The sequence below is a fragment of the Pseudomonas sp. GNP014 genome (assembly GCF_054344005.1).
In genome coordinates this window covers 6,035,773-6,062,134 of sequence record NZ_JBTGUS010000001.1, presented here as the reverse complement: position 1 = coordinate 6,062,134, position 26,362 = coordinate 6,035,773, and the positions used below count along the sequence as shown (strand labels likewise).

The following is a 26,362-nucleotide window of genomic DNA, read 5'->3' as shown; positions in this document are numbered from 1 at the left end:
GCTACAGGTTTCCCGCTCGTTTCCACTGCAGATACTGCGTCACCAACTCGGCCCCTAACTCCGGGGGCCGAACATCCACCACCGGAACGCCATGCGCACTCAAGCGCTCATGGAGTTCTGCCCGCTCATTCAAGTAATTCACTGTCCCGCAATAAGCCAACGCCTCAGGCAGCGTTTGTACCGTGGTCTGGCGTAACGTATCCAGCGTCTCTTCACGCAGACTGGCCACCAGCACCCGATGTTGCGTGCTCAGGCGTTTGACCGCGTTGAGCAGTTCATCATCGTCTTCATCGCGCAGGTTGGTCACGAGAATGACCAGCGCTCGGCGCTTGTGCCGAAGCAGTAGCTGATTGACTGCAGCCTGATAGTCGGCAGGGTGTTGCGTGCTGTCGAGATCGTAGACGCTGTTGAGCAACACATTGAGCTGGCCGCTGCCTTTGACTGGCGCCAGATGGCGCGGTTGATCGCTGGCGAAGGTGCTCAGCCCCACCGCATCGCCCTGACGCAATGCCACATGACTGAGCAGCAGGCAGGCATTGAGTGCGTGATCGAAATGCGACAGCTCATCGTCCTGGCTGCGCATCCGTCGACCACAGTCGAGCATGAAGATGATTTGCTGATCGCGCTCGTCCTGATACTCCCGGGCAATCGGCGTGCGCTGGCGGGCGGTGGCTTTCCAGTCGATCTGACGCAGGCTGTCGCCTTCGCGGAATTCGCGCAGCTGATGGAACTCCAGACCCTGCCCGCGACGCTGCCGCTGGCGTACGCCGAGCTGGCTGAGCCAGTTGTCCACGGCCAACAGTTCGCCATCGTAGAGTCGGGCGAAATCCGGGTAGACGCGGGTGTTGTCGACGACGCTGAGCAGGCGCTTGCCTGACCATAATCCCAATGGGCTCGGCAGGTTGATCTCGCAATGTTCGAAGCTGAAGTGACCGCGTTTGAGCGGGCGCAGGCGATAGCCGATCAGGCTGCGCTGGCCGGGTTGCAATTCGACCGACAGCGGCAAGTGCTCGAAACTCAAACCCTCGGGGACGTGATCGAACACTTGAACCTGCAACGGCTCGGTAAATTCATGCGCGACCTCCAGACTTACCTCGCTCCAGCGACCGAGCGCCAGGCTGCCGGGAATCTGTCGACTGATGCGCACTGCGGGCAGGCGTTTGAGGCGCATTGCATCGAGCGTCGCCAAGGCGAGCAAGGCCAGTAGCAATCCCCAGTTGATCGACAGCAGGCTCGCCGGGACATTGATCTCCAGTGCTTGCAAGGTGCCCAGCACGATGCCGATGGCCGCCAGGATCAGCAGCCAGATCAGCAGCAGGCGCGAGGGTTTCACAGGCGCGGCGCCGGGACTTGATCGAGCAATTGCTGCAACACCTGATCGACTTGCAAGCCTTCGATATCCAGCTCCTGGGCGAGGCGCACACGATGGCGCAGCACGGCCAGGGCGCACCCCTTGATGTCGTCGGGAATCACGAATTCACCGCCACGCAACAGGGCGCGGGCGCGTGCGCAACGTGCCAGTGCAATCGAGGCGCGCGGCCCGGCGCCAAGGCTCAGGCCCGGCCAGGTGCGGGTGCTGCGTGCGAGTCTGACAGCATAGTCGAGCACCTGATCGTCCAGCGGCAAATCGCTGGCGATGCGCTGCAGTGCCTGCACATCCTTGGCCTGCAATACCGTGCGCAGCGGCTGCACGTCGAGCATGTCGGCGCGGGTCGAACGGCTGACCTGACGCACCATGTTCAACTCTTGATCGGCATCGGGATAGTCCATGTGCACCTTGAGCATGAAGCGGTCGAGCTCGGCTTCCGGCAACGGATAAGTGCCTTCCTGTTCGATCGGGTTTTGCGTGGCGAGGACCATGAACGGTTGAGCGATCGGCAGGGCCCGGCCTTCGAGGGTGACCTGGCGCTCCTGCATCGCTTCCAGCAACGCCGCCTGGGTTTTCGCCGGGGCGCGGTTGATCTCGTCGGCCAGCAGCAGGTTGGTGAACAGCGGGCCTTTGCGCAGCTTGAACTGTTCGGTCTGCAGGTCGTACACGGCGTGGCCGGTGACGTCGCTGGGCATCAGGTCCGGGGTGAACTGGATGCGCGCAAACTCGCCGCCAAAGCAGCGTGCCAGTGCCCGCACCAGCAAGGTCTTGCCGAGCCCCGGCACGCCTTCGAGCAAGACGTGGCCACCGGCAATCAGCGCGGTCAACACGTCGTCGATCACGGCGTTCTGGCCAATCAGTGCCTTCTGCAATTCGCCGCGCACGGCCTGCGCCAACTGACTGGCGCGCTGGCGCTGCTGGGCGGCGTGGCTGGCGCTGCCGGGCTCGATCTGTTCAGTCATAACGTGTTCCTCAAGGTTTGCAGATGGGCGACCTGACGGCAGAAGTCAGCACTGGACAGGCGCCGCTTCGACACCGGGCTCAGGGCCTGGCTGATGGCGCGGGTGGGTTGCCGGGTCAGGCGTGACAGCGCCAGCCATTGCTCGGCGACGTTCAGTTGAGCGAAACCGGGATGTCGGCGGCGGGCGCGGCGCAGGACGTCCTGTTGCAAGGCCTGCAACAACGCCTGCTGGCCCGAGTGGCGCAGGGTGAAGTCGGCACTCGCGCGCAGGTGTTCCTGCAACTGTCGGCGCCCCTTCGGCGCCGGCGCCTGCAGCGGACCATGACGTACGCCGGCCTGCCACAACCACAGGCCAATCAGCGCGAGCAGGGCGACGATGGCCTGGGGGAAATAGCGCCAGAGCAAGGTCAACAGGCCGTCGTGCACGGTGTTGTAAATCAGTGTGACGTCGGTGTCGGCGCTCAGATACCAGAGCAGCCAGGCGTTGTCGTACTGGCTGATGGCGGTGGATTTCCAAAGGTCGGCATCGGTGACCACGGTGATCGAGCCGAGGCTGTAGGGCAGTTGCATCATGTGCGTGGCCTTGGCGCTGTTGGCCCAGGCCTGTGCGAGGTTCTTCGGGTCATCGAGATGGAAGTCGGTGTCGAACCCGGCGTAGGCCGGTGCGTCCTCATCTTCCAGGTACAACCTGGTCAGTTTCGGGAAGCGCTCTGATTCCGGAACAGGGGGGGAGTCTTTCAGATCCTTGCTCAAGGACTGATGCAGTTGCACCCGGTCGAGCAGCAGGTCGTTGCTCTGCTTGGTCTGCTCGTCCCATATCGACTCCGCCACGAACACCAGACGTCCGCCGGCGCGCGCCCAGTTCAATACCTGATCGACCTGACGCGGCGTCATCCGTGAACGGTCGTTGAACAGCAGAAGCGTGTGTCGACGCGGGTCGATCTGCGGCAATACGGTAAGGCTTTCAGCGTGGCTGACATTGAGGCCGCGCTCACGCAGAAACATCTCCGCTGCCAGATAGGGATTGGCTTGCGCCGCCGGCGATGGGCCGTGATCGACCACTTCTTGATAAGGCCTGGCCTTGAGATACATAAAAACGCTCAATACGCCGAGCAGCATGACGATCAGTGCGCCAAGCCACCACACCGTACGCCGGCTCAACGCGCAGTTCCGTGGTCGAACAACGCGCGCCAGCCATCGCACAATTGTTGTTGCAGATGCGCCGCCGGCAGGCGATGCCCATAGGCCATGTTTTGCCAGTGCGTGGTCAGGGTGCGGCTGAAGGCGAGCAGTTCCGGGCGCTGCAGTTGTTCGATCCGGGCGAGTACCTGATGTTCGGTGTCGGCGGATTTCAGCGGCAGATCGAAGTCATGGAGCAGTTGGCTGAGCAGCCCGCGATAGAGCAGGCTCAACGCTGCACGGGGCTGGCTGTGCCAGAGTTGTTCGGCACTGCCGGCGATATCGTCAGGCAGGGTGTCCCGGTTCAGATCCAGACCGAACGCCTGCGCTGGCAGGGTTCGTGCAGGCTTGGCCGGCAGTGTCGGGCGGCGACTGACAAAAGCTTGCAGAAACTCGCGATAGCGCCAGATCAAGCCGCCGAGCAACGCGATGACAATGCCCCACAGCAGCACTTCAATAAACTTGGCGAGGGTGTTGAGGTGCTGACCGTCGAGCCAGCCCAACAGGGTTTTCAGCCACTGCGGCAATTCACCGGGCGTTTGCTCTTTGGCCGGGGCCGCCGGGTCATCGCCGAAGCGGTAACGAGTAACGCTTTCTTTGTTCTTGAACGGCGGTTGTTCAAGCAGGGCCTTGATGCTGTCGCGCGACGCCTGACTGGTCAGGGGCTGATTCAGCAGTCGTGGGGCGTCGGGGTCGGTGTCGGGTTCGCCAGCCCGGACTGACGGTACATTCGGCAACACCAGGCAGACCGCCAGGATCAGCCCCAACACACTGTGGTTCAGACGCTGGCGCAAGCGGCGGAACACCAGTTCGATGTCCCAGGCTTCGAGTTGCGTGCGGCGGTTCAGATACAGGCTGAAACCACAGGCGACATATATCGGTTCCCACACCACAAGCACCAGCGCATACAAGGCATTGGTCAGGTGTTCGAGCCAGCGCCAGTCGTGATCCGCCGCGAGGATCAGCGACTGCCAGTCCCAGTCGGTTTCGATCTGCTGCGGCAAGAGCATGTAGAACAGCACCATCAGGCCGATCCACAGTGCGGTTTCCAGATGCACGCCGATGATGGTCAGCCATTGCGCGGCGCCGGCGTTGCGCTGCAGCAGTACGTGCAGACGTTGCTGCCTGGCATTGCCGTCCAGCCCTTCGAGCTGCATCACCGGCATCAGAAAACTGCGGCTGACACTCAGGCGTCGCCAGGTCAGACTGGCCAGCAGTTGTGGCCTGAGCAGGCGCGGCCATTCGCGCAAGGCTTGTCCGAGTGTCGGCGTTTCCCCGAACAGCGCCCTGGACAGGATGTACAGCGGCAGTCGTTCATACGCCGGCTTCAGCCACCAGAAGATAAACACCGCCAGTGACGGCGAGTCCCACAACACCACCGTGAGCAAGGCAAACAGCGGCAGGGTGACGATCGCCCAACTGGTCATCAACAAACGTCCATGTTGCTGACACATGAGCACGCCCAGATCCATGGCTTCCCAGGTCGTGCGCGGACGGATCACCACGGTGGCGTCACTCAGGCGCATGGCGTGTCCTTCCGGCGAACAGCAAATAAGCGGCGACCCCTAACCACAGTCCCGCACCCACCAGATATTTGGTGTGCGGTGCAACGCTGGTTCTGGATGACCAGTACGCCTCGATGAACGCCGCAATAAGCAGGAACAGCATCACGCCGCAGACCAGCAACACGCTTTTGCGCGCCGCCCGTTTCAACGCCTCGGCGCGAGTCAGGCGGCCGGGGGCGATCAAGGCCCAGCCGAGTTCAAGACCGGCTGCGCCGGCAAGCGCGATCGCGGTCAGTTCAAAGGCACCATGGGCGATCACGAACGACCAGAAGGTCTGGCCGAAACCGATTTCGGTGAGGTGCCCGGCCACCGCGCCGATAACCAGACCGTTGTAGAACAGGAAAAACGCACTGCCCACGCCCATCAGCAAACCGCTGGCAAAGGTCTGAAAGGCGATGCCGATGTTGTGCATCACGTAGTAACCGAACATGACCCAGTCTTCACTGGCGGCACGTTCGACGGGGCGCCCGAGGTGACCGGCCACCGGGTCGTACATGCCTTGCATCTCACGCACCTGGTCGGCCGGGATCAGGTTGTAGACCAGTTCGGGAAAGGCATACACCAGCACGCCAACGCCGATCAGGCTCCCGAAAAACAGCAGGCCGGCGACCAGTACGAAGCGCCATTCGGCGCGCACCAGCCTGGGGAAGTCGGCAAGAATGAAACTCAAAAGGTTGGCGCCCAAACGGCTGCGATGCCGGTATAGCTGTTGATGCCCGCGCAGTACCTGCTGTTGCAGCGAGTCGATGAGGAAACTGCTGTAACCGCGTTCCCGGGCCAGTGCCAGGTGGTGGCAGAGGCTGCGATAGGCTTTGGGGAAACCGGCGACTTGCGAGGTGTCCTTGCCGCGCTCGAGACGTTCGAGGGTCAGCGCAAAACGCTCCCATTCGGCCTTGTGACGACTTTCGAAAAGGCTTTGCTTCATGTCGGCCCCAACAAGCCACGGGCGATGCCATTGAGTTCCGCGACTGCCTTCGGCGCGGAGATATGCAGTGGCTGGGCCAGCAATGCTGCCAGTTCATTGACCCGCGACACTGACAACTCGCCCTGACGTTCGGCAAAACCGAGGATGGCGCGTTGTTCGTTGAGGCTGAGGGCAATGGGCGATCGACGAGGTTCGGCGCTCGGCAATGGCGGGCGCGTCAGTGGCCGCTCGCTGTAGACCACCAGCGTGCCCGCTGCCATATCGCCAAGCCGTTTGAAGGTCGGGTGTTGCAGGCAACTGATGGCGCCGAGGAAGTAGCCGAACGGCAGCAGATCGACGAAGCGCAGCAGGTTGCGCAGCAGCGAAGCCGACCAGCCGACGGGCGTACCGTCGTCGTGCACCACGCGCAGGCCCATCCACTGTTTGCCCGGTGAGCGGCCCTGACGCAACACTTCGAACAGCACCATGTACCACCAGCTGATCGCAAACAGTAGCAGCGAGCCCAGACCCATGCCGAGCTTGCCGAGAAACGCCAGAGCGATAAACAGCACGGCCATGATCGCGCCGCGAATGCCCAGATCGATCGTGAAGGCCACGGCCCGCACCATCAACCCGGCCGGGCGCAATGGCAGGTCGATGCCTTCCGGCGTTTCGACCTGATACCGCGTATCCAGCGGCGGGGTCAGCGGTGCTTTCCTTGGCAGTGCTGTAGGCTCGAGCATGGGCTACCTGATGTTCGCCTGTTCGGGGTGCAAGTGAGTCCGATGCTAGCAGTCTCTCGGGGGAAAACGACATAACTATGTATTGCACATCGTGTGTCGCAGGGTGCCTGAATGACGCGAGGCTGGCCGCGACCGCAGTTGAACGCCTAGACTTCGCCGATCTTCAGTTCAGGAACCGCCCGTGACTTCTATCTTCTGGTACGACTACGAAACCACTGGCATCAATCCCCGTAGCGATCGCCCGTTGCAGGTGGCGGGGATTCGCACTGACCACGCGCTCAACGAAATCGACGAGCCGGTCAACCTCTACTGCCAGCCCAGCGAAGACATCCTGCCGCATCCGGCCGCCTGTGCCATCACCGGTATCACCCCGAGCCAGCTCGCCGAACAGGGCTTGAGCGAAGCCGATTTCATGACCCGCGTGCACGCGCAGCTTGCTGCGCCAGGCACGTGTGGCGCGGGTTACAACACCCTGCGTTTCGATGATGAGATGACGCGTTACAGTCTGTATCGCAATTTCTTCGACCCCTATGCCCGCGAGTGGCAGGGCGGGAACAGTCGCTGGGATCTGATTGATGTGGTGCGTGCGGCCTATGCCTTGCGCCCCGACGGTCTGGTCTGGCCGACCGATGACGAAGGCCGGGTGACCCTCAAGCTCGAACGCCTGACCGCCGCCAATCACATTGATCACGGGCATGCCCACGAAGCGTTGTCCGACGTGCGCGCGACCATCGCCCTGGCGCGCTTGATCCGCGAGAAGCAGCCAAAACTCTATGACTGGCTGTTTCAGTTGCGCAGCAAGCAGAAGGTGATGGATCAGATTCGCCTGTTACAGCCTTTGGTGCATGTGTCCGGGCGCTTCTCGGCGGCGCGCAGTTACGTCGGTGTGGTGCTGCCACTGGCCTGGCACCCGAAGAATCGCAATGCCTTGATCGTCTGCGATCTGCACCTCGATCCGCAGGGCTTGCTCGATCTTGACGCGCAGACCCTGCGCCAGCGGCTGTACACCCGTCGTGACGATTTGCCCGAAGGCCAACTGCCGGTGCCGCTCAAGCTGATTCACATCAATCGTTGCCCGGTGGTCGCGCCCCTGGCGGTGTTGCGTGGCGAAGATCAGCAGCGTCTGGGGCTGGACATGGCGTTGTATCAGGCACGAGCGCTGCGACTAACTGACGCACAACAAGTTTGGAAAGATAAAGTCGCGGCCATTTATGCCAGCGAAGATTTCATCCCCAGCGAAGATCCGGAGCAACAGTTGTACGACGGATTTATCGGTGACCGCGATCGACGTCTATGTGAGCAAGTCAGAAGCGCTGACCCTGCTCAACTAGCGCAAGAGCAATGGCCTTTCGATGATGAACGTTTGCCCGAATTGCTCTTTCGATATCGAGCGCGCAACTTTCCCGATACGTTGAATTCTGAAGAGCAAGAACGCTGGCGGATATTTTGTCAGCAGCGTTTGTCTGCTCCGGAATGGGGCGCTCCGAATACCTTGGCATCTTTTACAGAGGCGGCCGGCGAATGGATGCATAGTGCGACGGCGAGTCAGAAAGAGGTGCTCAATCAATGGCAGAATTATGTCCAGGCATTACGCAAACGTTTGGATCTTTGAAAACGAACATGACCGGCTCTGAAAAACGCACATAAAAAACGCCAGCATTCGCTGGCGTTGTTTTTTTCGCGGATTGCTCTGCGAAGGCGTTGCGGCTTAGCCCAGCAGGGTAGCCCAACCTTCAACCACGTCGCCGCCCCACTTGGCTTTCCACTCTTTCAGAGTTTTGTGGTTGCCACCTTTGGTTTCGATGACTTCGCCATTGTGCGGGTTTTTGTATTGTTTAACTTTGCGTGCACGCTTGGTGCCAGTAGTTTTTACTGCACCGCCACGTGGTGCCTTGGTTTTTGCATCCGGATCCAGCAGTGCGATGATGTCGCGCAGGGATTTGGAGTATTCGCCCATCAGGGTGCGCAGTTTGCCTTCGAATTCCAGCTCGGCTTGCAGTTTGTCGTCTTGCGACAGGTTCTTCAAACGGGCTTGCAGCTCTTTGATTGCTTCTTCGGTGGCGCGATATTCGTTGATCAAGGACATGATTACTACCTTAGTAGAGTGCTGGATGACAGGGGACAGTGCCGCAATAATAGTCAGGCTGTTTCATCAAGTAAACATTTAACCGGACTTTTTATTTAATTTAGTTACAAGAGTTAGCGATAAATTGAATGCCCCGTTAAATAGTGTGATGCAGTCATCACAGATATTCACAGTTGCCTGATCAATCAGGCCATCGGTGCGCCACTGTCCTGACGAATCATTCCGTCAAAAAGCCGTAATTCGGAGCGGTAGCCACGGTAACGGTCATCCAATACTGCAGTTTTCCTGCGCAGTCGCTAGAATGGCGGCCTTTGCGAAGTTCTGGAGTTTCCCCCTCATGCGCACCTATCGGCTGGTGATCTCTTGCCCGGACCGCGTTGGCATCGTTGCCAAAGTCAGTAACTTTCTGGCGTCCCACAACGGCTGGATCACTGAAGCGAGCCACCACTCCGACAATCAGATCGGCTGGTTCTTCATGCGTCACGAAATTCGTGCCGATTCGCTGCCCTTCGGTATTGAAGTATTGCGCGAGAAGTTTGCGCCAATCGCCGAAGAGTTCTCGATGGACTGGCGCATCACCGACACCGAGCAGAAAAAGCGCGTGGTGCTCATGGCCAGCCGCGAATCCCACTGCCTGGCCGACCTGCTGCACCGCTGGCACAGCGATGAACTGGACTGCGAAATCTCTTGCGTGATTTCCAACCACGACGACCTGCGCAGCATGGTCGAGTGGCACGGCATTCCTTATTACCATGTCCCGGTCAATCCGCAGGACAAGCAACCGGCGTTCGCCGAAGTGTCGCGCCTGGTCAAACAGCACGATGCCGAGGTGGTGGTGCTGGCGCGCTACATGCAGATTCTGCCGCCGGAGCTGTGCCGCGAATATGCGCACAAGGTGATCAACATTCACCACAGCTTCCTGCCATCGTTCGTCGGTGCCAAGCCGTACCACCAGGCTTCCCTGCGTGGGGTGAAACTGATCGGTGCGACCTGCCACTACGTGACCGAAGAGCTGGATGCCGGCCCGATCATCGAGCAGGACGTGGTCCGCGTCAGCCACAGCGACAGCATCGAAGACATGGTGCGTTTCGGTCGCGATGTCGAGAAGATGGTGCTGGCCCGTGGCTTGCGTTATCACCTCGAAGATCGCGTGCTGGTGCACGGCAACAAGACCGTGGTGTTCTGATCGAACGCACGTGCGCTTGAATTCTGAAGGGCCTGGGCGTTCAATCGCTCAGGCCCTTCTTCATTCAGGCCCCTTCGCCGTTTCCGACCCGAGGACATGCTGATGAGCGATCCACTGGACAAAGCCACTTCCAAAGCGCCCGCCACATTGGGCGAAGGTTGTCTGAGCCGCTATGACCCGGAGGATATGAGCCCGGAGGATGGTACGGAGTTTCCCGGGGCTGCCGAGTTGTGGGAGCAGTTAAAGGAAGAATCCGACGATTCAGATTCCAGACGCTGAAAAGAGCGCTGCCGGAGTCTGTGATCTTTTTACGTCTGCGACACCTTCATCAACTTGCGCAACAGCGGCCGCCCCAACATCAACAGAAACACCGGCCCACCCACCAGCAAATAGAAGTAATACGTCACCACTCGCCAGATCAGGATCGCTGCCGCGGCGGTGGATTTGCCGACCATGGGCGTCAACAGTGCCGCCGAGGTCAACTCCGCAGCGCCCGCGCCGCCGGGTAACAGGCTGAACTGCCCGGCACCCAGCGACAGCATCTGTACCAGAAAACTCCACGCCCACTGCAGGTCCGCGCCCAGCCCGCGCAGGGCCAGATACAGCACGCTGTAGCGCAGCAGCCAATGCACGCAGGTCAGGGCGAAAACCTTGATCAAGGTCTGTGTCGGCAGTTTCAGGGTGTCGATGAACGCCGCGAGAAAGTGCAGGAGTTTGCGCGCCCAGCGCCGGCGTGTTCGGTGCTGGACATTCATGCCGGCGAGCAGGCGTCCGCTCATGCGAATCAAGCGGCGATGGTAGCGCGCCAGGACGACGCAACTGAGCAGGCCGCCGAACAGGGAAACCGCGCTGACGATCAGCAGCCACTCCAGGCGATCGCTGAGGTGCTGAAACAACGCGTAGATCAGAATCGCGCTCAGGGCGCAGAGAAAGAACAGCAAGTCGCTCAACTGATCCATGGCAAACACCGCGCTGCCACGGGCCGGGCGTACCCCGCAGCGGGCCAGCAGCGCCATGATCGTCAGCGGTCCGCCGCTGCCGCCGGGGGTGGCGCAGTAGGCGAATTCGGCGGCCATCACCACCCCCAGACTCTTCAGCGGTGTGACGCGCTCCCGTTGATCGCCGAGCAACAGCCTCAGGCGCAGGGTGTTGATCCCCCAGCACAGCAGAATCATGCCGAACATGATCAGCAACCAGTTCAGCGGAAAGCTTTGCAGGCGCGCCCAGGTGTCGCTGCCGCCAAGCACGACAGGGATCAGCACCGCCGCGAGCAAGCCGATCAACAACAGAATGCCGCGGCTCATGCGGCGTGCTCCAGGCACTGGCGCTGTTGCGTCAGCCAGTCGATCTTGGTCATTGGCACTCGTCCTTCAGCCAGCAGTCGTTCAAGGGTGTGCAGCCAGTAATCCCGAGAGAAGGGGTGGCGCATGTCCACCGGGTGCAAGCCTAGACGAATCACCGGTGCCTGGCGCCAGCGCTGTTCGCGCTGGGCACTGACTATTTTTGACACGCCCCGACGCCAGGCACTGCGTGCGCTCCAGACCAGCCCCGGGGCAGCGATGGGGGTGAAATCCGGCAACCGATAGAGATGTTGCGGATCACTGGTGTAGCTCAGCGGCAATTCGCGCAAGGCCTGACGGGTGCCGTCGCTCATCAGCCACGCCGGGGCGACAAAACCGTGCAGCGGCCAATCGTGGCGTTGGAACGTTGCAATGCCGGCACGCAGGCGGGCGAGGGCGGCCTCGTTTGGCAACTGATAGAACTCGCCCTCATGGGTGTAGAGACGACGCATGAACCAGTCGCGCGGCGTGCTCGGGCCGGGTTCCTGGTCGTCATGGAAATAGCCGTGCAGGGCCAGTTCATCGCCACGGGCAACGCGTTCGCTGAGCAAGCGACAAAACCCCGGATGGGCGTCGAGCGCGTTACGGCGGTGAAAATCCGGCACGACCAGCCAAGTCATCGGCACGTCGCCCATGGCGTCGACGGCTTCGACAAACGCTTGGTAGTCCGCCCATGTTTGCGGTGCCACGTCGTGCAGCACCAGTAACACGGCGGGACGATTCAGTGGCTCAGCCATTGGCAACCTTGGGCAGCGCGTGGCCGAGCACGGCGTGATAGTGGCCGAGCAGGCTGTCGACCACCGTGTCCCAGGCGTAATGCCGCTCAACATGCTGGCGTGCCTGCTGACCGAGCTTTTCAGCGCCGCGACTGAACAGCTCGCGCACGGCATTGGCCATGGCTTGCGGGTTATTCGGTGCACAGAGCAGGCCGCAGGATTCGCTGACGATCTCTGTGAAAGCGCCGGCCGCCACGGCCACCACCGGAATGCCACAGGCCATGGCTTCAAGGATCACCAGACCGAAGGTTTCCTGATCGCCGGCATGCAACAGCGCATCGGCGCTGGCCATCAGGCGCGCGACGGTCGCCGCCGGGCAGAAGCTGTCGATCACGCTGACGTTGTCTGGCACCCCGGCGGGCATTGACGAACCGACCAGCAACAAGTGATAGCGTGGGCCCAGGCGCTGCATGCATTTGAGCAGGATCGGCAGGTTTTTTTCTTTCGAGCCGCGCCCGGCGAAGATCAACAGGCGTGTGTCCTCACCGATGCCCAGTTCTGCGCGCAGTCCGGGGTCGCGGGCGTCAGGATGGAAGGTTTGCAAATCGACGCCCAGCGGTTGCACGAACACATTGCGCACCCCAAGGCCGATGAGTTTGTCGGCCATCACCTGACTCGGCGCCAGGACCCGGTCGAAGTTGCCATAGAGCCGGGTGACATAGGCTTCGATATTCGGCGTGACCCAATGGCCCATGCGGTTGCTGACCAGCAGTGGCAGGTCCGAGTGATAAAAGCCGATCACCGGCACATCCAGTTGCCGCCGCGCATCAAGGGCAGCCCAGGCGGTCAGATACGGATCGCCCACTTCGATCAGATCGGGCTGCAAATCCTGCAGGACGTTGCGCCACGGCGCGAGCCGCACCGGGAAACGATAGCCTTTGCCAAAGGGCAGAGCGGGGGCGGGAACCGTGTAAACGCCATCGTGTTCACTGAAGTGGGCGCCAGGGATCAGCAGGCTGTGGCGAGTTGCAGGTTTAACGCCCAGCCGGCGGTGTTTGGCATCCAGATAAGTCCGCACGCCGCCGCTGGCCGGGGCGTAGAACATGGTGATGTCGGCGATGTGCACGGTGACCGTCCCTCCGCTGCGTGGTACTCCCTAGGTTGACCTTTATCAAGAATAGATGTTCGGTCGGGATTGCGCGGTGGGGCGGTTAGTGAAGTTTTGCCGTGTTTTGCGGTCCGTAATCGCTGGCAGGCGGGTTTCCACAGGGATTTGCGATAACGCAGCTCCCATGTGTGAGCCAGCCTGCTGGCGATGAGGGGCGTGCAGACGCTAGATGCGGAAACTGCCGACCAGTTGCTTCAACCGCGAAGCCTGTTGTTCCAGATCGGAACAGGCGCGCAACGTTGCCTGCAGGTTTTCCACGCCTTCCTGGTTCAGCGTGTTGATCTCGGTGATGTCGACGTTGATCGACTCCACCACCGCCGTCTGCTCCTCGGTCGCCGTGGCCACCGACTGGTTCATCCCGTCGATCTCGCCAATGCGCTGAGTCACGCTGTTCAGACGCTCCCCGGCGAGGTTGGCAATCTCGACGCTGTCCTGACTGTGGCGCTGGCTGTCGCTCATGGTGCTCACCGATTCGCGGGCACCGACTTGCAGCTCCTCGATCATGGTCTGCACCTGTTGCGCCGATTCCTGGGTGCGGTGCGCCAGGTTGCGCACTTCATCCGCCACCACGGCAAAGCCACGGCCGGCTTCACCGGCACGCGCCGCTTCGATTGCGGCGTTGAGCGCCAGCAGGTTGGTTTGCTGGGAAATGCTGGTGATCACTTCGAGAATCTGACCGATGTTCACGGTTTTGCTGTTCAGCGACTCGATGTTGCTGCTCGACGCGCTGAGCATGCTCGACAGCTGATTCATTGCCTTGATGCTGCGATCGACCACTTGTTGGCCGTCTTCGGCGAGGCCACGGGCGTCGCTGGCCTGGTTCGAGGCTTGCGCGGCGTTGCGGGCGATTTCCTGGGCGGCGGCGCCGAGCTGGTTGATCGCGGCGGCCACGCTGCTGGTGCGCGAAGCCTGTTGATCGGAGTTGTACATCGACGAATTCGACGCCGCGACCACGCGCAACGCGACCTCGTTGACCTGTCCGGTGGCCGACGACACTTCGCGGATCGAGCCATGAATACGCTCGACGAAACGGTTGAACGCCGTGCCCAGCACACCGAATTCATCGTGATTGACGATAGTCAGCCGTTTGGTCAGGTCGCCTTCGCCGTCGGCGATGTCTTCCATGGCGCGGGTCATGACGTGCAGCGGCTGGATCAGCAGGCGGATCAGCATGCCGAGCAGGGCGATGATGATCGCCACCGCAATGACGGTCGCAATCACCGCCGAGGTGCGGAACTGGCTGAGCATGGCGAAGGCTTTGTCCTTGTCCACCGACAGGCCGATGTACCAGTTCACCGACGGCAGGCCTTTGATTGGTGCGAAGGTCACGATACGGGTCTTGCCATCGACGGTGACTTCACTGAAATCGCCGCTGATGCGCGGGGTGTCCTGGGGATAGGCTTCCTTCAGTGATTTCATCACCAGTGCCTTGTCCGGGTGCACGAGGATCTTGCCGTCCGAGCTGACCAGGAACACATAACCCATGCCGTCGAAATCCCGTGCGGCGAGGGTGTCGACCAGCGATTGCAGGCTCAGGTCGCCGCCGACCACGCCAACGCTCTGGCCGGCCTTCTTCGAGGCGGTGGCGATGGAAATGATCAACTGGCCGGTGGCCGCGTCGATGTATGGTTCGGTCAGGGTCGAGGTGCTGCTGCTCTCGGCGCCCTTGTACCAGGGACGAACCCGAGGGTCGAAACCGTCCGGCATCTTCGTATCCGGGCGAATGGTGAAGTGACCGGTGGCGTCACCCAGATAGGTGGCCATGAACGTCGACGTCAGGGTTTTCTGTTCCAGCAGGCTGGCGACGTTGGCGGACTCGGGGTTGATGGCGATGTTCTGGGCGGCGTTTTCGATCAGCAGGATGCGACCGTTGAGCCAGGTCTGGATATTGCCGGCAGTGACTTCGCCCATCTCGTTGAGATAGTTCTTCAGGTCATCGCGGATCGCGTTGCGCTGGAGCCAGTCGTTGTACAGCGTGAACGAGGCGAAGGCGGCGATGACGATGAGGGCGGCGGCAAGCAAAATTTTATGGCTGAAGCGCAGATTTTTGTTCATGGCTTGGGGTTCCGCTAAGGTCTTAATGTCCAGGGCGTGCTTTTATAGAAGCGCGCGTAATGGGCAAGGGTGAAAGTAAGCTGATATTTCCGTCTCTCCTTAGGGAAATGTCCGGCCCGACTTGTGATCGGGCTCTCACCTCTGTTTATCGGCCATGCAGAATCAAAGATTAACCATTGGGTGACAAAATGCCTGACTCCTCGCAACTCGTAATCGGTGCCGATCTCACAGGACAGCAGGTGGGGCAGGCCATGCGCCTGGCGAACCGCCACGGGCTCGTCGCCGGCGCCACCGGTACGGGTAAAACCGTCACCTTGCAGCGCCTTGCCGAAGCGTTCAGCGACGCCGGCGTGGCGGTGTTTGCCGCCGACATCAAGGGTGATCTGTGCGGCCTTGGCGCCGCTGGCAACCCACAGGGCAAGGTCGCCGAACGTATTGCCGGCATGCCGTGGCTCAATTACCAGCCCAAGGCTTACCCGGTAACGTTGTGGGACATCCACGGCGAGTCCGGTCATCCGTTGCGCACCACGCTGAGCGAAATGGGCCCGCTGTTGATCGGCAGCCTGCTGGAACTCACCGACAGCCAGCAGTCGGCGCTGTATGCCGCGTTCAAGGTCGCAGACCGCGAAGGGCTGTTGCTGCTGGACTTGAAGGACCTCAAGGCCCTGCTTAACCACCTCAAGGACAATCCGCAGTTGCTTGGCGAAGACGCGGCGCTGATGACCACCGGTTCCAGTCAGGCACTGTTGCGGCGACTGGCGATCCTCGAACAGCAGGGCGCCGAGGCGCTGTTTGGCGAGCCGGCGCTGCAACTCGAAGACATTCTGCAACCGACCGCCGACGGCCGTGGACGCATTCACCTGCTGGACGCCAGTCGTCTGGTGCATGAAGCACCGAAGGTCTACGCGACCTTCCTGTTGTGGCTGCTGGCCGAGCTGTTCGAGCAGTTGCCGGAGCGCGGCGATGCCGATAAACCCCTGCTGGCCTTGTTCTTCGATGAGGCGCACTTGCTGTTCGGCGACACGCCCAAGGCCTTGCAGGAGCGCCTGGAGCAAGTGGTGCGGCTGATTCGTTCGAAAGGCGTCGGCGTGTACTTTGTGACCCAGTCGCCGGCGGACTTGCCGGATGACGTGTTGGCGCAGCTGGGTCTGCGCGTTCAGCACGGTTTACGTGCGTTCACCGCCAAGGAGCAGAAATCCCTGCGGGCAGTGGCCGATGGCTTCCGGCCGAACCCGGCGTTCGACAGCCTGGCGGTGTTGACGGAGCTTGGCATCGGCGAGGCGCTGGTCGGCACGCTGACAGAAAAAGGTACGCCGGAAATGGTCCAGCGCGTCCTGGTGGCGCCGCCGCAGTCGCGGATCGGGCCGCTGAGCGAAACCGAACGCACGGTATTGATCGCCGGGTCGCCGTTCAAGGGCCGGTATGACAAACCGATCGACCGCGAGTCGGCGTATGAAATTCTGATGGGGCGCAAGGGGCTGGCGCCAGAAACTGAGGTCCCGGCAGGTAAGCCCGTGCCCGAAGAGCCGAGTCTTGCCGACAGGGCCGGGGAGTTTCTCGGGACGGCGGCCGGGCAGGCGTTGAAATCCGCCATGCGCCAGGCGGCCAATAATTTGGGTAAACAACTGGTGCGCGGCTTGATGGGCTCTTTGCTTGGAGGCAGCAAACGCCGCTGACCATTCTTTGCCGGCGAGCTAAATGTGGGAGCGAGGCTGCTCCCACATTGGATCTGCGCCCACGTTCAGATAGATTTCAGGACTTGTCTTTAGCGTGCGCCGCCAGCCGTTCCAGTGCCGCCCGCAGCCCCGGATCACTGATCCCGTCGGCCGTGGCCTGAATGGTCGCCGCCGCATCCGTCGACAAATCCATCGTATGTCCGGTCGCCCCGCGCTGCACGGTAGGCGGCTGCACCTTGAACAGAATGCGCGTCAGGCTGGCGAACTCGTCGAACATCTGCAATTGCCGTTGCAAGCGTTTCTGCTGATAACGCAGACGGGTGGCCCAATGGCCGTCGGTGACAATCAGCAACAGACTGCCTTCACGCCAGGACGCCACATGACAATGTTCGCGAGCGGCGGGTTGCAGCTGGCTTTCGAGCAAGCGTTGCAGATGCCCCAGACGTTGGGCATGGCCGAGAATGGCTTTGAGCGGCTTGGCTTCGCGCAGCAGAACGGCGGGTGCTCTGGCCGTAAGAGGGCGGAATGCCATGATCGAACACCTGAAGTAACAGAAACGCCATGGTAGCAGAAAGCGGCAAAATCACTCGCCCATTGCTTTTGTCCCTGCTTTACCCATTAAATCAACGACTAACTTCTTTCCTGTACGGGTTGAAGTTGAGCAAAACGCCCCTATCTTAAGTGAGCCCCGTCAAAGCGCAGTGCCAGCATCGTGGAACATCGCCACTTTCCTCACTTCCGTTTCCGGGTAGAATGCTCGTTCGCATGCGGCCATGAGGGCTGCACGGGCGACGCTCACGGGGCCGCCCTCCATCCCTTTAGTGTGGAAGATCCTGCCGATATGTTTGCGCCTTTGTTAAAGAAACTTTTTGGAAGCAAGAACGAGCGTGAAGTCAAACGCATGCTCAAGACGGTGCAGCTCGTCAATGCCTTCGAAGAGCAAATGGTGGCCCTTTCGGACGATCAATTGCGTGCCAAGACCGCCGAGTTCAAGGCCCGCATCGCCAAAGGGGAAACCCTCGACAAGCTGCTGCCAGAAGCCTTTGCGGTCGCCCGCGAAGCCGGCAAGCGCGTCATGGGCATGCGCCACTTCGACGTACAGCTCGTCGGTGGCATGACCCTGCACGAAGGCAAGATTGCCGAAATGCGTACCGGTGAGGGTAAAACCCTCGTGGCGACCCTGGGTGTTTACCTCAACGCGCTGTCCGGCAAGGGCGTGCACGTGGTGACGGTGAACGACTACCTGGCCCGTCGTGACGCCAACTGGATGCGTCCGCTGTATGAATTCCTCGGCCTGACCGTCGGCGTCGTGACGCCGTTCCAGCCGCCGGAAGAGAAGCGCGCCGCCTACGCCGCCGACATCACCTACGGCACCAACAACGAATTCGGGTTCGACTACCTGCGCGACAACATGGCGTTCAGCATGGAAGAAAAATTCCAGCGCGAACTCAATTTTGCCGTGATCGACGAAGTCGACTCCATCCTCATCGACGAAGCGCGTACCCCGCTGATCATCTCCGGTCAGGCCGAGGACAGCTCCAAGCTGTACATGGAGATCAATAAACTGATCCCGCAGCTGGAACTGCATGTCGAAGAAGTCGAAGGCGAAGTCACCAAGGCCGGCCACTACACCGTTGACGAGAAGACCCGTCAGGTCGAGCTCAACGAAGCCGGTCACCAGTTCATCGAAGACATGCTCACCCGCGTCGGCCTGCTGGCTGAAGGCGAAAGCCTGTACTCGGCACACAACCTGGGCCTGCTGACCCACGTGTATGCCGGTCTGCGTGCGCACAAGCTGTTCAATCGCAACATTGAATACATCGTGCAGGACGGTCAGGTCGTACTGGTCGACGAACACACCGGTCGTACCATGCCGGGCCGTCGTCTGTCCGAAGGCCTGCACCAGGCCATCGAAGCCAAGGAAGGTCTGAACATCCAGGCCGAGAGCCAGACCCTGGCCTCGACTACGTTCCAGAACTACTTCCGTCTGTACACCAAGCTGTCCGGCATGACCGGTACCGCCGACACCGAAGCGTTCGAATTCCACCAGATCTATGGTCTGGAAGTCATGGTCATTCCGCCGAACAAGCCGTTGGCGCGTAAGGACTTCAACGACCTGGTGTTCCTGACTGCCGAAGAGAAGTACGCGGCAATCGTTACCGACATCAAGGAAAGCATGGCCGCCGGTCGTCCGGTGCTGGTGGGTACCGCGACCATCGAAACCTCCGAGCACATGTCCGCATTGCTCGTGAAGGAAGGCATCGAACACAAGGTTCTGAACGCCAAGTTCCACGAAAAAGAAGCCGAGATCATCGCGCAGGCCGGTCGTCCGGGCGCCCTGACCATCGCCACCAACATGGCCGGTCGTGGTACCGACATCCTGTTGGGCGGTAACTGGGAAGTGGAAGTCGCGTCGCTGGAGAACCCGACCCCCGAGCAGATCGCGCAGATCAAGGCCGACTGGCAGAAGCGCCACCAGCAAGTGCTGGAATCCGGCGGTCTGCAGGTGATCGCGTCCGAGCGTCACGAATCCCGTCGTATCGACAACCAGTTGCGTGGCCGTGCCGGCCGTCAGGGCGATGCCGGTTCCAGCCGCTTCTACCTGTCGCTGGAAGACAGCCTGATGCGCATCTTCGCCTCTGACCGGGTGAAGAACTTCATGAAAGCCCTGGGCATGCAGCCGGGCGAAGCGATCGAGCACCGCATGGTGACCAACGCGATCGAGAAGGCGCAGCGCAAGGTTGAAGGCCGCAACTTCGACATCCGCAAGCAACTGCTCGAGTTCGACGACGTCAACAACGAACAGCGTAAAGTGATCTATCACATGCGTAACACGTTGCTGGCCGCTGACAACATCGGTGAAACCATCGCCGATTTCCGTCAGGACGTGCTCAACGCCACCGTCAGTGCCCACATTCCGCCGCAATCGCTGCCAGAGCAGTGGGACGTCGCCGGTCTGGAAGCCTCGATTGCCAGCGATTTCGGCGTGAAGCTGCCGATCCAGCAGTGGCTTGACGAAGACGATCACCTGTACGAAGAAACCCTGCGCGAGAAGCTGATGCAGGAGCTGATCGCCGCGTACAACGAAAAAGAAGACCAGGCCGGTGCCGACGCACTGCGCTCCTTCGAGAAACAAATCGTTCTGCGCGTACTGGACGATCTGTGGAAAGACCACCTGTCGACCATGGATCACCTGCGTCACGGCATCCACCTGCGTGGCTACGCCCAGAAGAACCCGAAGCAGGAATACAAGCGCGAGTCGTTCACGCTGTTCTCCGAGCTGCTGGATTCGATCAAGCGCGACTCGATCCGTGTGTTGTCGCACGTTCAGGTTCGTCGCGAAGATCCGGAAGCCGAAGAACAACGCCTGCGTGAGGAGGCCGAAGCACTGGCCGCCCGCATGCAGTTCGAACACGCCGAAGCCCCGGGCCTGGACCAGCCGGAAGCCCTGGTCGGTGAAGAGGTCGATGTCGCCCTCGCCACCGCCCCGGTTCGCAACGAGCAGAAGCTGGGCCGCAACGAACTGTGCTACTGCGGTTCGGGCAAGAAATTCAAGCATTGCCACGGGCAGATCCAGTAAAACCCGTTTCAGTCGCTGAAATACCCGCGCCGCGACCGGCTCCTGCCGTCGCGGCGTTTTGCCATTCAAGCCACCGTCCCTACGATTGGCGGTGCTGACATCATTGAGTAAGGAGCGCATTCATGGCTGTTGGTCTTGGTCCTTTGCCAACGTTGCACCCGGTTGCCGGTTTTGAACTCGGTATCGCCTCGGCCGGCATCAAGCGCCCGGGGCGCAAGGATGTGGTGGTGATGCGTTGCGCCGAAGGCTCTACGGTGGCGGGCGTGTTCACCCTGAACGCCTTTTGTGCGGCGCCGGTGATCCTGGCGAAACAACGTGTGCACAACGCTGTGCGCTACCTGCTGACCAACACCGGCAACGCCAATGCTGGTACCGGTGAGCCGGGCCTGGCTGCGGCCGAGCGCACCACGGCGAAGCTCGCCGAGCTGACCGGTGTCGATGCCAGCCAGATCCTGCCGTACTCCACCGGTGTAATCGGCGAGCCACTGCCGGTCGAGAAGATCGAAGGCGCCCTGCAAGCGGCGCTGGACGACCTGTCGGAAAACAACTGGGAAGCCGCAGCCACGGGCATCATGACCACCGACACCCTGCCCAAGGGTGCCAGCCGCCAGTTCCAGCATGATGGCGTGACCATCACCGTGACCGGTATCAGCAAAGGTGCGGGCATGATCCGCCCGAACATGGCGACCATGCTCGGCTACATCGCCACCGACGCCAAAGTCTCCCGTGATGTATTGCACAACCTGATGCTCGACGGCGCCAACAAGTCGTTCAACCGCATCACCATCGACGGCGACACCTCGACCAACGACTGCTGCATGCTGATTGCCACCGGCAAGGCTGCGCTGCCGGAAATCACTCGCGCTGAAGGCGAGCTGTTCACCAAGTTGAAGCAAGCGGTGTTCGAAGTGTGCATGGACGTGGCCCAGGCCATCGTGCGTGACGGCGAAGGCGCGACCAAGTTCGTCACTGTTGAAGTCAACGGCGGCGGCAATCACCAGGAATGCCTGGACGTCGGCTACACCGTGGCGCATTCGCCGCTGATCAAGACCGCACTGTTCGCCTCCGACCCGAACTGGGGCCGTATCCTGGCCGCTGTCGGCCGTGCCGGTGTGCCGGACCTGGACGTGAGCAAGATCGACGTGTTCCTCGGTGACGTATGCATCGCCAGCCGTGGCGCCCGCGCAAGCACCTACACTGAGGCGCAGGGTTCGGCTGTGATGCAGCAGGAAGAAATCACCATCCGCATCGAGCTGGGTCGCGGTGATTGCAGCGAAACCATCTGGACCACCGACCTGTCGCATGAATACGTGAAGATCAACGCCGAGTACCGCACTTGATCTAAAAGGTGGGGGCGGGCTGTCGGCCTCTTCGCGAGCAAGCTCGCTCCCACAGTGGTTTCGGCCGTTCACACATGCTGTGTACACCCAAGAACCTGTGGGAGCGAGCTTGCTCGCGAAAGCGATGGTTCAGACTCGACAAGTTTAGAAGCTTCCTCTGACGAAAAGGCGCCACACCCATGTCCCTGCACCTGATCATCGGCGACAAACTGCTTTCCTCCTGGTCCCTGCGCGCGGCACTGGCCGTCGAGCTGACCGGCGCACCCTACACCGAAGAGTTGATCAGACTCGGCAAACCCGACACCCGTGAGCGTCTGCTCAAGCATTCGCCAACCGCCAAGGTCCCGTTGCTGAAAACCTCACGGGGCACCATCGCCGATTCGCTGGCCATCGCCGAATACCTCGCCGAACAGTTTCCGTCCGAACAGCTCTGGCCGAGCGATCTGTTCGCCCGCGCCCAGGCCCGATCCGCCTGCGCGCAGATGCACAGTGGCTTCTTCGCCATGCGCAATCACATGCCGTTCAACCTCAGCCATGACGCGCCGCTGAGCCCGGTGCCGCCAGAAGTGAAGGTCGACATCGAGCGCATGCTCGCGCTGTGGGCTGAATGCCGTGCTGCTGCCACCGAGAGCGGGCCGTACCTGTTTGGTCGGGTGAGTCTGGCCGATGCCTTCTTCGCGCCGATTGCCGTGCGCCTGCGCACCTATCAGGTAAAGCTGCCGGCGGCCGACGAAGCCTATGTTGAAACCGTCTACCAATGGCCCGCCTTCAAGGCGTGGCAAAAGGCTGGACTGGAGGAGTTGAATCCGTGAAACGCGTACACGTCGCCGCCGCCGTCATTCGTGACGACAGCGGCAAAGTTCTCATCGCCCGCCGTGCCGACACCCAGCATCAGGGTGGCTTGTGGGAGTTTCCCGGCGGCAAGGTCGAGGCCGACGAGTCGGTGGAAACCGCGCTGGCCCGTGAGCTGCACGAAGAATTGGGCATTGTCGTCGGTGCTGCCCGTCCACTGATCAAGGTTCACCACGACTATCCCGACAAGCAGGTGTTGCTGGATGTCTGGGAAGTGTCGAGCTTCAGCGGCGAACCCCACGGTGCCGAAGGTCAGCCGCTGGCCTGGGTCACCGCGAAGGAGCTGGTGGACTATGAGTTCCCCGCCGCCAATCAGCCGATCGTCGCGGCGGCGCGCTTACCGGGCGACTATTTGATCACTCCGGAAGACCTGGAAGCCCCGGCCTTGTTACGCGGCATCCAGAAAGCGATTGCCGGCGGGATCAAGTTGATCCAGTTGCGCGCACCGAACGGCTATGACCCCAAGTATCGCGATCTGGCGGTGGACGCGGCCGGTCTGTGTGCCGGCAAGGCGCAGTTGATGATCAAGGGTCCGTTCGAGTGGCTCGGCGATTTCCCGTCCGCCGGTTGGCACATCACGGCCGCGCAATTGCGTAAATACGCGGCGGCGGGGCGGCCGTTGCCGGCGGAGCGCTGGCTGGCGGCGTCGTGCCACAGCGCTGAAGAACTGGCACTGGCCGAGCAGATGGGCGTGGACTTCGTCACGTTGTCGCCGGTGCAGCCGACCTTGACCCATCCGGATGCGCAGCCATTGGGCTGGGAGCAAGCGTCGACGTTGATCGACGGCTTCAGCAAGCCGGTGTTTCTGTTGGGTGGAGTTGGCCCGGCGGAGCGCGAAAAAGCCTGGGGCGTCGGTGCACAAGGCGTGGCGGGGATTCGGGCGTTCTGGCCGGATTCTCTGTAACGGCTGCTGGCCTCTTCGCGAGCAAGCTCGCTCCCACATTTGACTGCATTCCAACTGGATGAACCGAATCAACTGTGGGAGCGAGCTTGCTCGCGAAGGCGGCCTGTCAGACGCTACTTTTCTGCAGGTTTTACCGCCGGCTGCCAAAGAATCTCCGCAACCCCCTGCCGCCGCGCAATCAACCTTGCCGCGACGAACAACAAATCCGACAACCGATTGATATACGCCAGGCCGACTCCGGCCAACGGCTCAAGCGCATTCAAATGCTGACAACGTCGCTCGGCACTGCGCGCCAGGCTCCGGCACACATGCGCCTGAGCAATCAGCAGCGAACCGCCGGGCAGTATGAAGTTCTCCAGCGGCCCCAATTCTTCATTCCACACATCAATCGCTGCTTCCAGACGCTGGATTTCCGCCGTATTCAACGCCTGATATTCCGGCATCGCCAGCTCGCCGCCGAGATCGAACAGCCGGTGCTGACAAGGCGCCAACACGTCAATCAGCTCATTCAGCCCCGGACAGGCCTCGCGCTCGGCCAGCAACCCGGCCAGCAGCACGCCGAGCTGACTGTTCAGCGTATCGACTTCGCCAATCGCCTCGATCCGCGGATGATCCTTGGGCACGCGACGTCCATCGCCCAGGCCAGTTTCGCCTGTGTCGCCGGTGCGGGTGTAAATCTTCGACAAGCGAAAGCCCATGCTTTACCTCGGTAGTTGATTGTTTTCGGCCGCTATCGGCGCAGGTTGCGTCAGCGGCAGGCGCAGGGTGAAGCAGGTACCCTGGCCGGGCGCCGATTGCACTTCCATCTGGCCTTTGTGGTTGTTGGTGATGATGAAATACGACACCGACAAACCCAGCCCCGTGCCCTGGCCGATTTCCTTGGTGGTGAAGAACGGCTCGAACGTGCGTTTGCGCACGCTCTCGCTCATGCCGATCCCGTTGTCTTCGACCTGAATTTCGGCCCACGGCGGATTGAGCCGGGTGCGCAGGATGATCCGCCCGGGTTCGCTGTCATCTTCGCGCTGGTGAATGGCCTGCGCGGCGTTTTTCAGCAGATTGAGCAACACTTGCTCCAGCTCGTTGGCGGTGCCTGGCACCGGACCGAGGGCCGGGTCGAATTGACGGATGATTGCTTGCCCCTTGAAGTCGAAGCCGATGGCCAGGTCGAAGTCGTTGCCGGCGATTTCCACGGCCTGATCAATCAGCGCCGGCAGATCGCATGGCGCCATTTGCCGGGTGCTGCGACGGCTGAAGCTGAGCATATGGGTGACGATCTTCGCGGCCCGTGCGCCGGCCTGTTGAATGCCGTCGAGCAACTGCGGGACCTCCCGGCCCTGCAAGTAACGGTTGACCGTGTCCAGATCGATGCCCAGTTGCTCGGCGGTTTCGAGGTTCTTCGGCAGGTCCGCCGACAGCCGCCGACGAATGTTCTGCACGTTGTGCAGGATCGCCCCCAGCGGGTTGTTGATTTCGTGAGCCATGCCAGCGGCAAGTCCACCGACCGAAAGCATTTTTTCCGACTGCACCATCATCTCTTCCAGCGACAGGCGCTGGGTGATGTCGTCGATACGGATCACCACGCCACGCCCGGCGCCGCCCATCAATGGGTAGAAGGTCAGGGCGTAGTGCTTGGGTTCGTCGTCCTTGAACCAGGTCACCCGCTCGATTTTCGCCACGGTGTGTTCTTCCACAGTCTGCTTGAGTTGTGGCAGAAATGGCTTGAGTGGCTCGAACGCGAGGAAGATCGGCTGGTTCAGCGCTTCGTCCAGGCGCGTACCGGAAAGCGCACTGGCCTCCTGGTTCCACTGGGTGACATAAAGCTGTTCGTCGAGGGCGATCAGTGCCGAGGGCATCGAGTCGATGATGCTGTTGAGGTAATTCTGGAAGCCGGTGAGCTTCTTCTCGATCTTGCTGCGCACCTGGACTTCCAGTTCCAGTTTGCGGTTGGTGTGGCGGGTCTCCTCGGCAAGCCCCTGCGCCTGATCGTAGGCGGCTTGCGAGTCATCGCGCGCACGCTTGAGCTGTTGCTCACGGGCTTCGATGCGCGACAGCATGGTGTTGAACGCTTCCGCGAGGCTGCCGATTTCGTCGTGGTTGCCCCGTGAGGCGCGCAGGGCATAGTTTTCCTCGCGGGTCACCTGGCGCGACAACTCTTCAAGTTGATGAATCGGATGGGTGATCAGGCGTTTGATCTGCCGGGCAATCACCAGCCACAGCAGCACACTGAAGATCAGGATGCCGAGGCTCGCGGTCAACGTGCCAGTGTAGAACGCCATCGGCAGCTCGCTGCTCGCGACCAGTAGCAAATGGCCCGGTGCGGTACCGGGGCGGGGCAGGGTGATCAACTGGTTACTGCGAAACTCGGTGAGTTGCCAGGCTTCGATGTGCCGGTAACGTTCCGGCAGGTTGAGTTTGTCGCCGCGTTGCATCTGCGCGAGCCGTTCGCCTTTGCCGTCATACAGCGCGGCGGCGCGCAGCGGAGAATAGCTGTCGAGTTCCTTGAGCAGGCGCTCGGCGCTTTGCGGCGATTCCAGGGCTTGTGACACCAGGCTGGGGTTGGAAATCAGCCGGCCGATGGTCTGCAGTGCCTGCGGCGCCATGCTTTCCTGGGAGATGTAGTAGGCGGCACTGATGAACGTCAGGTTGGCAACCAGCAGGACAGTGGTCAACAGCACCAGCAGGGCGGCCAGCAGTTTCTGGCCGACCGGCAGGTTTTCAAGGCGCTGGCGCAATGGCAT

General features: G+C 61.2%; 22 protein-coding genes and 1 pseudogene. 8 read left to right on the top strand and 15 right to left on the bottom strand.

Going from position 1 to position 26,362, the window contains the following annotated elements; genetic code table 11:
• Position 1 precedes the first annotated feature (1 nt).
• Genes ACXX9E_RS27350 through ACXX9E_RS27325 form a run of 6 tightly spaced genes read right to left on the bottom strand, consistent with a single transcriptional unit; the run spans position 2 to position 6,721 of the window.
• Positions 2-1,333 carry a DUF58 domain-containing protein gene (locus tag ACXX9E_RS27350; protein WP_458556490.1) on the bottom strand — a complete coding sequence of 444 codons (1,332 nt, stop codon included), beginning with the start codon at positions 1,331-1,333 and terminating at the stop codon, positions 2-4.
• On the bottom strand, positions 1,330-2,331 hold the full coding sequence (locus ACXX9E_RS27345) for an AAA family ATPase (RefSeq protein ID WP_458556489.1): 1,002 nt from the start codon (positions 2,329-2,331) through the stop codon (positions 1,330-1,332). The genes ACXX9E_RS27350 and ACXX9E_RS27345 overlap by 4 nt, the downstream gene beginning before the upstream one ends.
• The gene (locus tag ACXX9E_RS27340; protein WP_458556488.1) at positions 2,328-3,491 is read right to left on the bottom strand and encodes a DUF4350 domain-containing protein; all 1,164 of its coding nucleotides are present in this window, start codon (positions 3,489-3,491) and stop codon (positions 2,328-2,330) included. The genes ACXX9E_RS27345 and ACXX9E_RS27340 overlap by 4 nt, the downstream gene beginning before the upstream one ends.
• Entirely contained in the window at positions 3,488-5,035 is a 1,548-nt protein-coding gene (locus ACXX9E_RS27335; RefSeq protein ID WP_458556487.1) for a DUF4129 domain-containing protein, read from the bottom strand. Before ACXX9E_RS27335 ends, ACXX9E_RS27340 begins: the two co-directional genes overlap by 4 nt.
• On the bottom strand, positions 5,022-5,999 hold the full coding sequence (locus tag ACXX9E_RS27330; protein ID WP_186748187.1) for a stage II sporulation protein M: 978 nt from the start codon (positions 5,997-5,999) through the stop codon (positions 5,022-5,024). Before ACXX9E_RS27330 ends, ACXX9E_RS27335 begins: the two co-directional genes overlap by 14 nt.
• Positions 5,996-6,721, bottom strand: coding sequence for an RDD family protein (locus tag ACXX9E_RS27325; protein ID WP_123467256.1), 726 nt, complete (start codon positions 6,719-6,721; stop codon positions 5,996-5,998). The genes ACXX9E_RS27330 and ACXX9E_RS27325 overlap by 4 nt, the downstream gene beginning before the upstream one ends.
• Before the next feature lie 181 nt (positions 6,722-6,902).
• Here ACXX9E_RS27325 and sbcB point away from each other — a divergent pair, with 181 nt between their 5' ends.
• Positions 6,903-8,333 carry an exodeoxyribonuclease I gene (sbcB, locus tag ACXX9E_RS27320; protein WP_267798935.1) on the top strand — a complete coding sequence of 477 codons (1,431 nt, stop codon included), beginning with the start codon at positions 6,903-6,905 and terminating at the stop codon, positions 8,331-8,333.
• Between the two features lie 96 nt (positions 8,334-8,429).
• Here sbcB and mvaT read toward each other — a convergent pair whose 3' ends face one another.
• Complete coding sequence (gene mvaT / locus ACXX9E_RS27315) at positions 8,430-8,807, bottom strand: histone-like nucleoid-structuring protein MvaT (protein WP_038366705.1); 378 nt, start codon at positions 8,805-8,807, stop codon at positions 8,430-8,432.
• Positions 8,808-9,144: 337 nt separating this feature from the next.
• Here mvaT and purU point away from each other — a divergent pair, with 337 nt between their 5' ends.
• Positions 9,145-9,993 (top strand): formyltetrahydrofolate deformylase, encoded by an 849-nt coding sequence (gene purU / locus ACXX9E_RS27310; protein ID WP_123467252.1) that lies wholly within the window; start codon positions 9,145-9,147, stop codon positions 9,991-9,993.
• Between the two features lie 102 nt (positions 9,994-10,095).
• The gene (locus ACXX9E_RS27305) at positions 10,096-10,272 is read left to right on the top strand and encodes a hypothetical protein (protein ID WP_186748189.1); all 177 of its coding nucleotides are present in this window, start codon (positions 10,096-10,098) and stop codon (positions 10,270-10,272) included.
• 29 nt (positions 10,273-10,301) lie between these two features.
• Here ACXX9E_RS27305 and gpgF read toward each other — a convergent pair whose 3' ends face one another.
• From gpgF to ACXX9E_RS27280, 5 genes and pseudogenes are all read right to left on the bottom strand, one after another.
• A complete protein-coding gene (gpgF, locus tag ACXX9E_RS27300; protein WP_458556486.1) occupies positions 10,302-11,297 on the bottom strand; it encodes a glucosaminyl phosphatidylglycerol flippase in 996 nt (331 codons plus the stop codon).
• A complete protein-coding gene (gene gpgD, locus ACXX9E_RS27295) occupies positions 11,294-12,070 on the bottom strand; it encodes an N-acetylglucosaminyl phosphatidylglycerol deacetylase (RefSeq protein WP_458556485.1) in 777 nt (258 codons plus the stop codon). The genes gpgF and gpgD overlap by 4 nt, the downstream gene beginning before the upstream one ends.
• The gene (gpgS, locus tag ACXX9E_RS27290; RefSeq protein ID WP_458556484.1) at positions 12,063-13,175 is read right to left on the bottom strand and encodes an N-acetylglucosaminyl phosphatidylglycerol synthase; all 1,113 of its coding nucleotides are present in this window, start codon (positions 13,173-13,175) and stop codon (positions 12,063-12,065) included. Before gpgS ends, gpgD begins: the two co-directional genes overlap by 8 nt.
• A gap of 207 nt (positions 13,176-13,382) precedes the next feature.
• Positions 13,383-14,147, bottom strand: a complete 765-nt coding sequence (locus tag ACXX9E_RS27285) for a methyl-accepting chemotaxis protein (RefSeq protein ID WP_371043227.1) — start codon at positions 14,145-14,147, stop codon at positions 13,383-13,385.
• Between the two features lie 93 nt (positions 14,148-14,240).
• Positions 14,241-15,272 (bottom strand): annotated as a pseudogene (locus tag ACXX9E_RS27280) (cache domain-containing protein); the annotation flags it as partial.
• Positions 15,273-15,460: 188 nt separating this feature from the next.
• Here ACXX9E_RS27280 and ACXX9E_RS27275 point away from each other — a divergent pair.
• Complete coding sequence (locus tag ACXX9E_RS27275) at positions 15,461-16,948, top strand: helicase HerA-like domain-containing protein (protein ID WP_128614081.1); 1,488 nt, start codon at positions 15,461-15,463, stop codon at positions 16,946-16,948.
• Between the two features lie 76 nt (positions 16,949-17,024).
• On the opposite strand, the gene ACXX9E_RS27270 is transcribed toward ACXX9E_RS27275, so the two are convergent.
• Complete coding sequence (locus ACXX9E_RS27270) at positions 17,025-17,480, bottom strand: DUF721 domain-containing protein (protein WP_123467243.1); 456 nt, start codon at positions 17,478-17,480, stop codon at positions 17,025-17,027.
• Positions 17,481-17,789: 309 nt separating this feature from the next.
• Between ACXX9E_RS27270 and secA the strand changes: the two genes are divergently transcribed.
• The 4 genes from secA to ACXX9E_RS27250 all read left to right on the top strand — a co-directional run bounded on the left by secA (position 17,790) and on the right by ACXX9E_RS27250 (position 23,624).
• A complete protein-coding gene (gene secA / locus ACXX9E_RS27265; RefSeq protein ID WP_128614080.1) occupies positions 17,790-20,528 on the top strand; it encodes a preprotein translocase subunit SecA in 2,739 nt (912 codons plus the stop codon).
• A gap of 122 nt (positions 20,529-20,650) precedes the next feature.
• The gene (gene argJ / locus ACXX9E_RS27260; protein ID WP_123467239.1) at positions 20,651-21,868 is read left to right on the top strand and encodes a bifunctional glutamate N-acetyltransferase/amino-acid acetyltransferase ArgJ; all 1,218 of its coding nucleotides are present in this window, start codon (positions 20,651-20,653) and stop codon (positions 21,866-21,868) included.
• 179 nt (positions 21,869-22,047) lie between these two features.
• On the top strand, positions 22,048-22,680 hold the full coding sequence (locus ACXX9E_RS27255) for a glutathione S-transferase family protein (RefSeq protein WP_458556483.1): 633 nt from the start codon (positions 22,048-22,050) through the stop codon (positions 22,678-22,680).
• Positions 22,677-23,624 (top strand): Nudix family hydrolase, encoded by a 948-nt coding sequence (locus ACXX9E_RS27250; RefSeq protein ID WP_267798965.1) that lies wholly within the window; start codon positions 22,677-22,679, stop codon positions 23,622-23,624. The genes ACXX9E_RS27255 and ACXX9E_RS27250 overlap by 4 nt, the downstream gene beginning before the upstream one ends.
• A 113-nt stretch (positions 23,625-23,737) precedes the next feature.
• Here the strand turns inward: ACXX9E_RS27250 and ACXX9E_RS27245 are convergent, their stop codons facing one another.
• Both ACXX9E_RS27245 and ACXX9E_RS27240 read right to left on the bottom strand, forming a co-directional pair.
• A complete protein-coding gene (locus ACXX9E_RS27245; protein ID WP_336347269.1) occupies positions 23,738-24,322 on the bottom strand; it encodes a cob(I)yrinic acid a,c-diamide adenosyltransferase in 585 nt (194 codons plus the stop codon).
• A gap of 3 nt (positions 24,323-24,325) precedes the next feature.
• Positions 24,326-26,362 carry a sensor histidine kinase gene (locus tag ACXX9E_RS27240; protein ID WP_123467230.1) on the bottom strand — a complete coding sequence of 679 codons (2,037 nt, stop codon included), beginning with the start codon at positions 26,360-26,362 and terminating at the stop codon, positions 24,326-24,328.

What these genes read in the sequence shown, in the direction of transcription:
- secA (WP_128614080.1), top strand. Translation starts at nt 17,790, where the DNA reads ATGTTTGCGCCTTTGTTAAAGAAACTTTTTGGAAGCAAGAACGAGCGT.
- ACXX9E_RS27305 (WP_186748189.1), top strand. Translation starts at nt 10,096, where the DNA reads ATGAGCGATCCACTGGACAAAGCCACTTCCAAAGCGCCCGCCACATTG.
- argJ (WP_123467239.1), top strand. Translation starts at nt 20,651, where the DNA reads ATGGCTGTTGGTCTTGGTCCTTTGCCAACGTTGCACCCGGTTGCCGGT.
- ACXX9E_RS27275 (WP_128614081.1), top strand. Translation starts at nt 15,461, where the DNA reads ATGCCTGACTCCTCGCAACTCGTAATCGGTGCCGATCTCACAGGACAG.
- ACXX9E_RS27345 (WP_458556489.1), bottom strand. Translation starts at nt 2,331, where the DNA reads ATGACTGAACAGATCGAGCCCGGCAGCGCCAGCCACGCCGCCCAGCAG.
- ACXX9E_RS27270 (WP_123467243.1), bottom strand. Translation starts at nt 17,480, where the DNA reads ATGGCATTCCGCCCTCTTACGGCCAGAGCACCCGCCGTTCTGCTGCGC.
- ACXX9E_RS27285 (WP_371043227.1), bottom strand. Translation starts at nt 14,147, where the DNA reads ATGTACAACTCCGATCAACAGGCTTCGCGCACCAGCAGCGTGGCCGCC.
- mvaT (WP_038366705.1), bottom strand. Translation starts at nt 8,807, where the DNA reads ATGTCCTTGATCAACGAATATCGCGCCACCGAAGAAGCAATCAAAGAG.
- ACXX9E_RS27330 (WP_186748187.1), bottom strand. Translation starts at nt 5,999, where the DNA reads ATGAAGCAAAGCCTTTTCGAAAGTCGTCACAAGGCCGAATGGGAGCGT.
- ACXX9E_RS27325 (WP_123467256.1), bottom strand. Translation starts at nt 6,721, where the DNA reads ATGCTCGAGCCTACAGCACTGCCAAGGAAAGCACCGCTGACCCCGCCG.
- purU (WP_123467252.1), top strand. Translation starts at nt 9,145, where the DNA reads ATGCGCACCTATCGGCTGGTGATCTCTTGCCCGGACCGCGTTGGCATC.
- ACXX9E_RS27255 (WP_458556483.1), top strand. Translation starts at nt 22,048, where the DNA reads ATGTCCCTGCACCTGATCATCGGCGACAAACTGCTTTCCTCCTGGTCC.
- ACXX9E_RS27335 (WP_458556487.1), bottom strand. Translation starts at nt 5,035, where the DNA reads ATGCGCCTGAGTGACGCCACCGTGGTGATCCGTCCGCGCACGACCTGG.
- gpgD (WP_458556485.1), bottom strand. Translation starts at nt 12,070, where the DNA reads ATGGCTGAGCCACTGAATCGTCCCGCCGTGTTACTGGTGCTGCACGAC.
- ACXX9E_RS27245 (WP_336347269.1), bottom strand. Translation starts at nt 24,322, where the DNA reads ATGGGCTTTCGCTTGTCGAAGATTTACACCCGCACCGGCGACACAGGC.
- ACXX9E_RS27240 (WP_123467230.1), bottom strand. Translation starts at nt 26,362, where the DNA reads ATGCCATTGCGCCAGCGCCTTGAAAACCTGCCGGTCGGCCAGAAACTG.
- gpgF (WP_458556486.1), bottom strand. Translation starts at nt 11,297, where the DNA reads ATGAGCCGCGGCATTCTGTTGTTGATCGGCTTGCTCGCGGCGGTGCTG.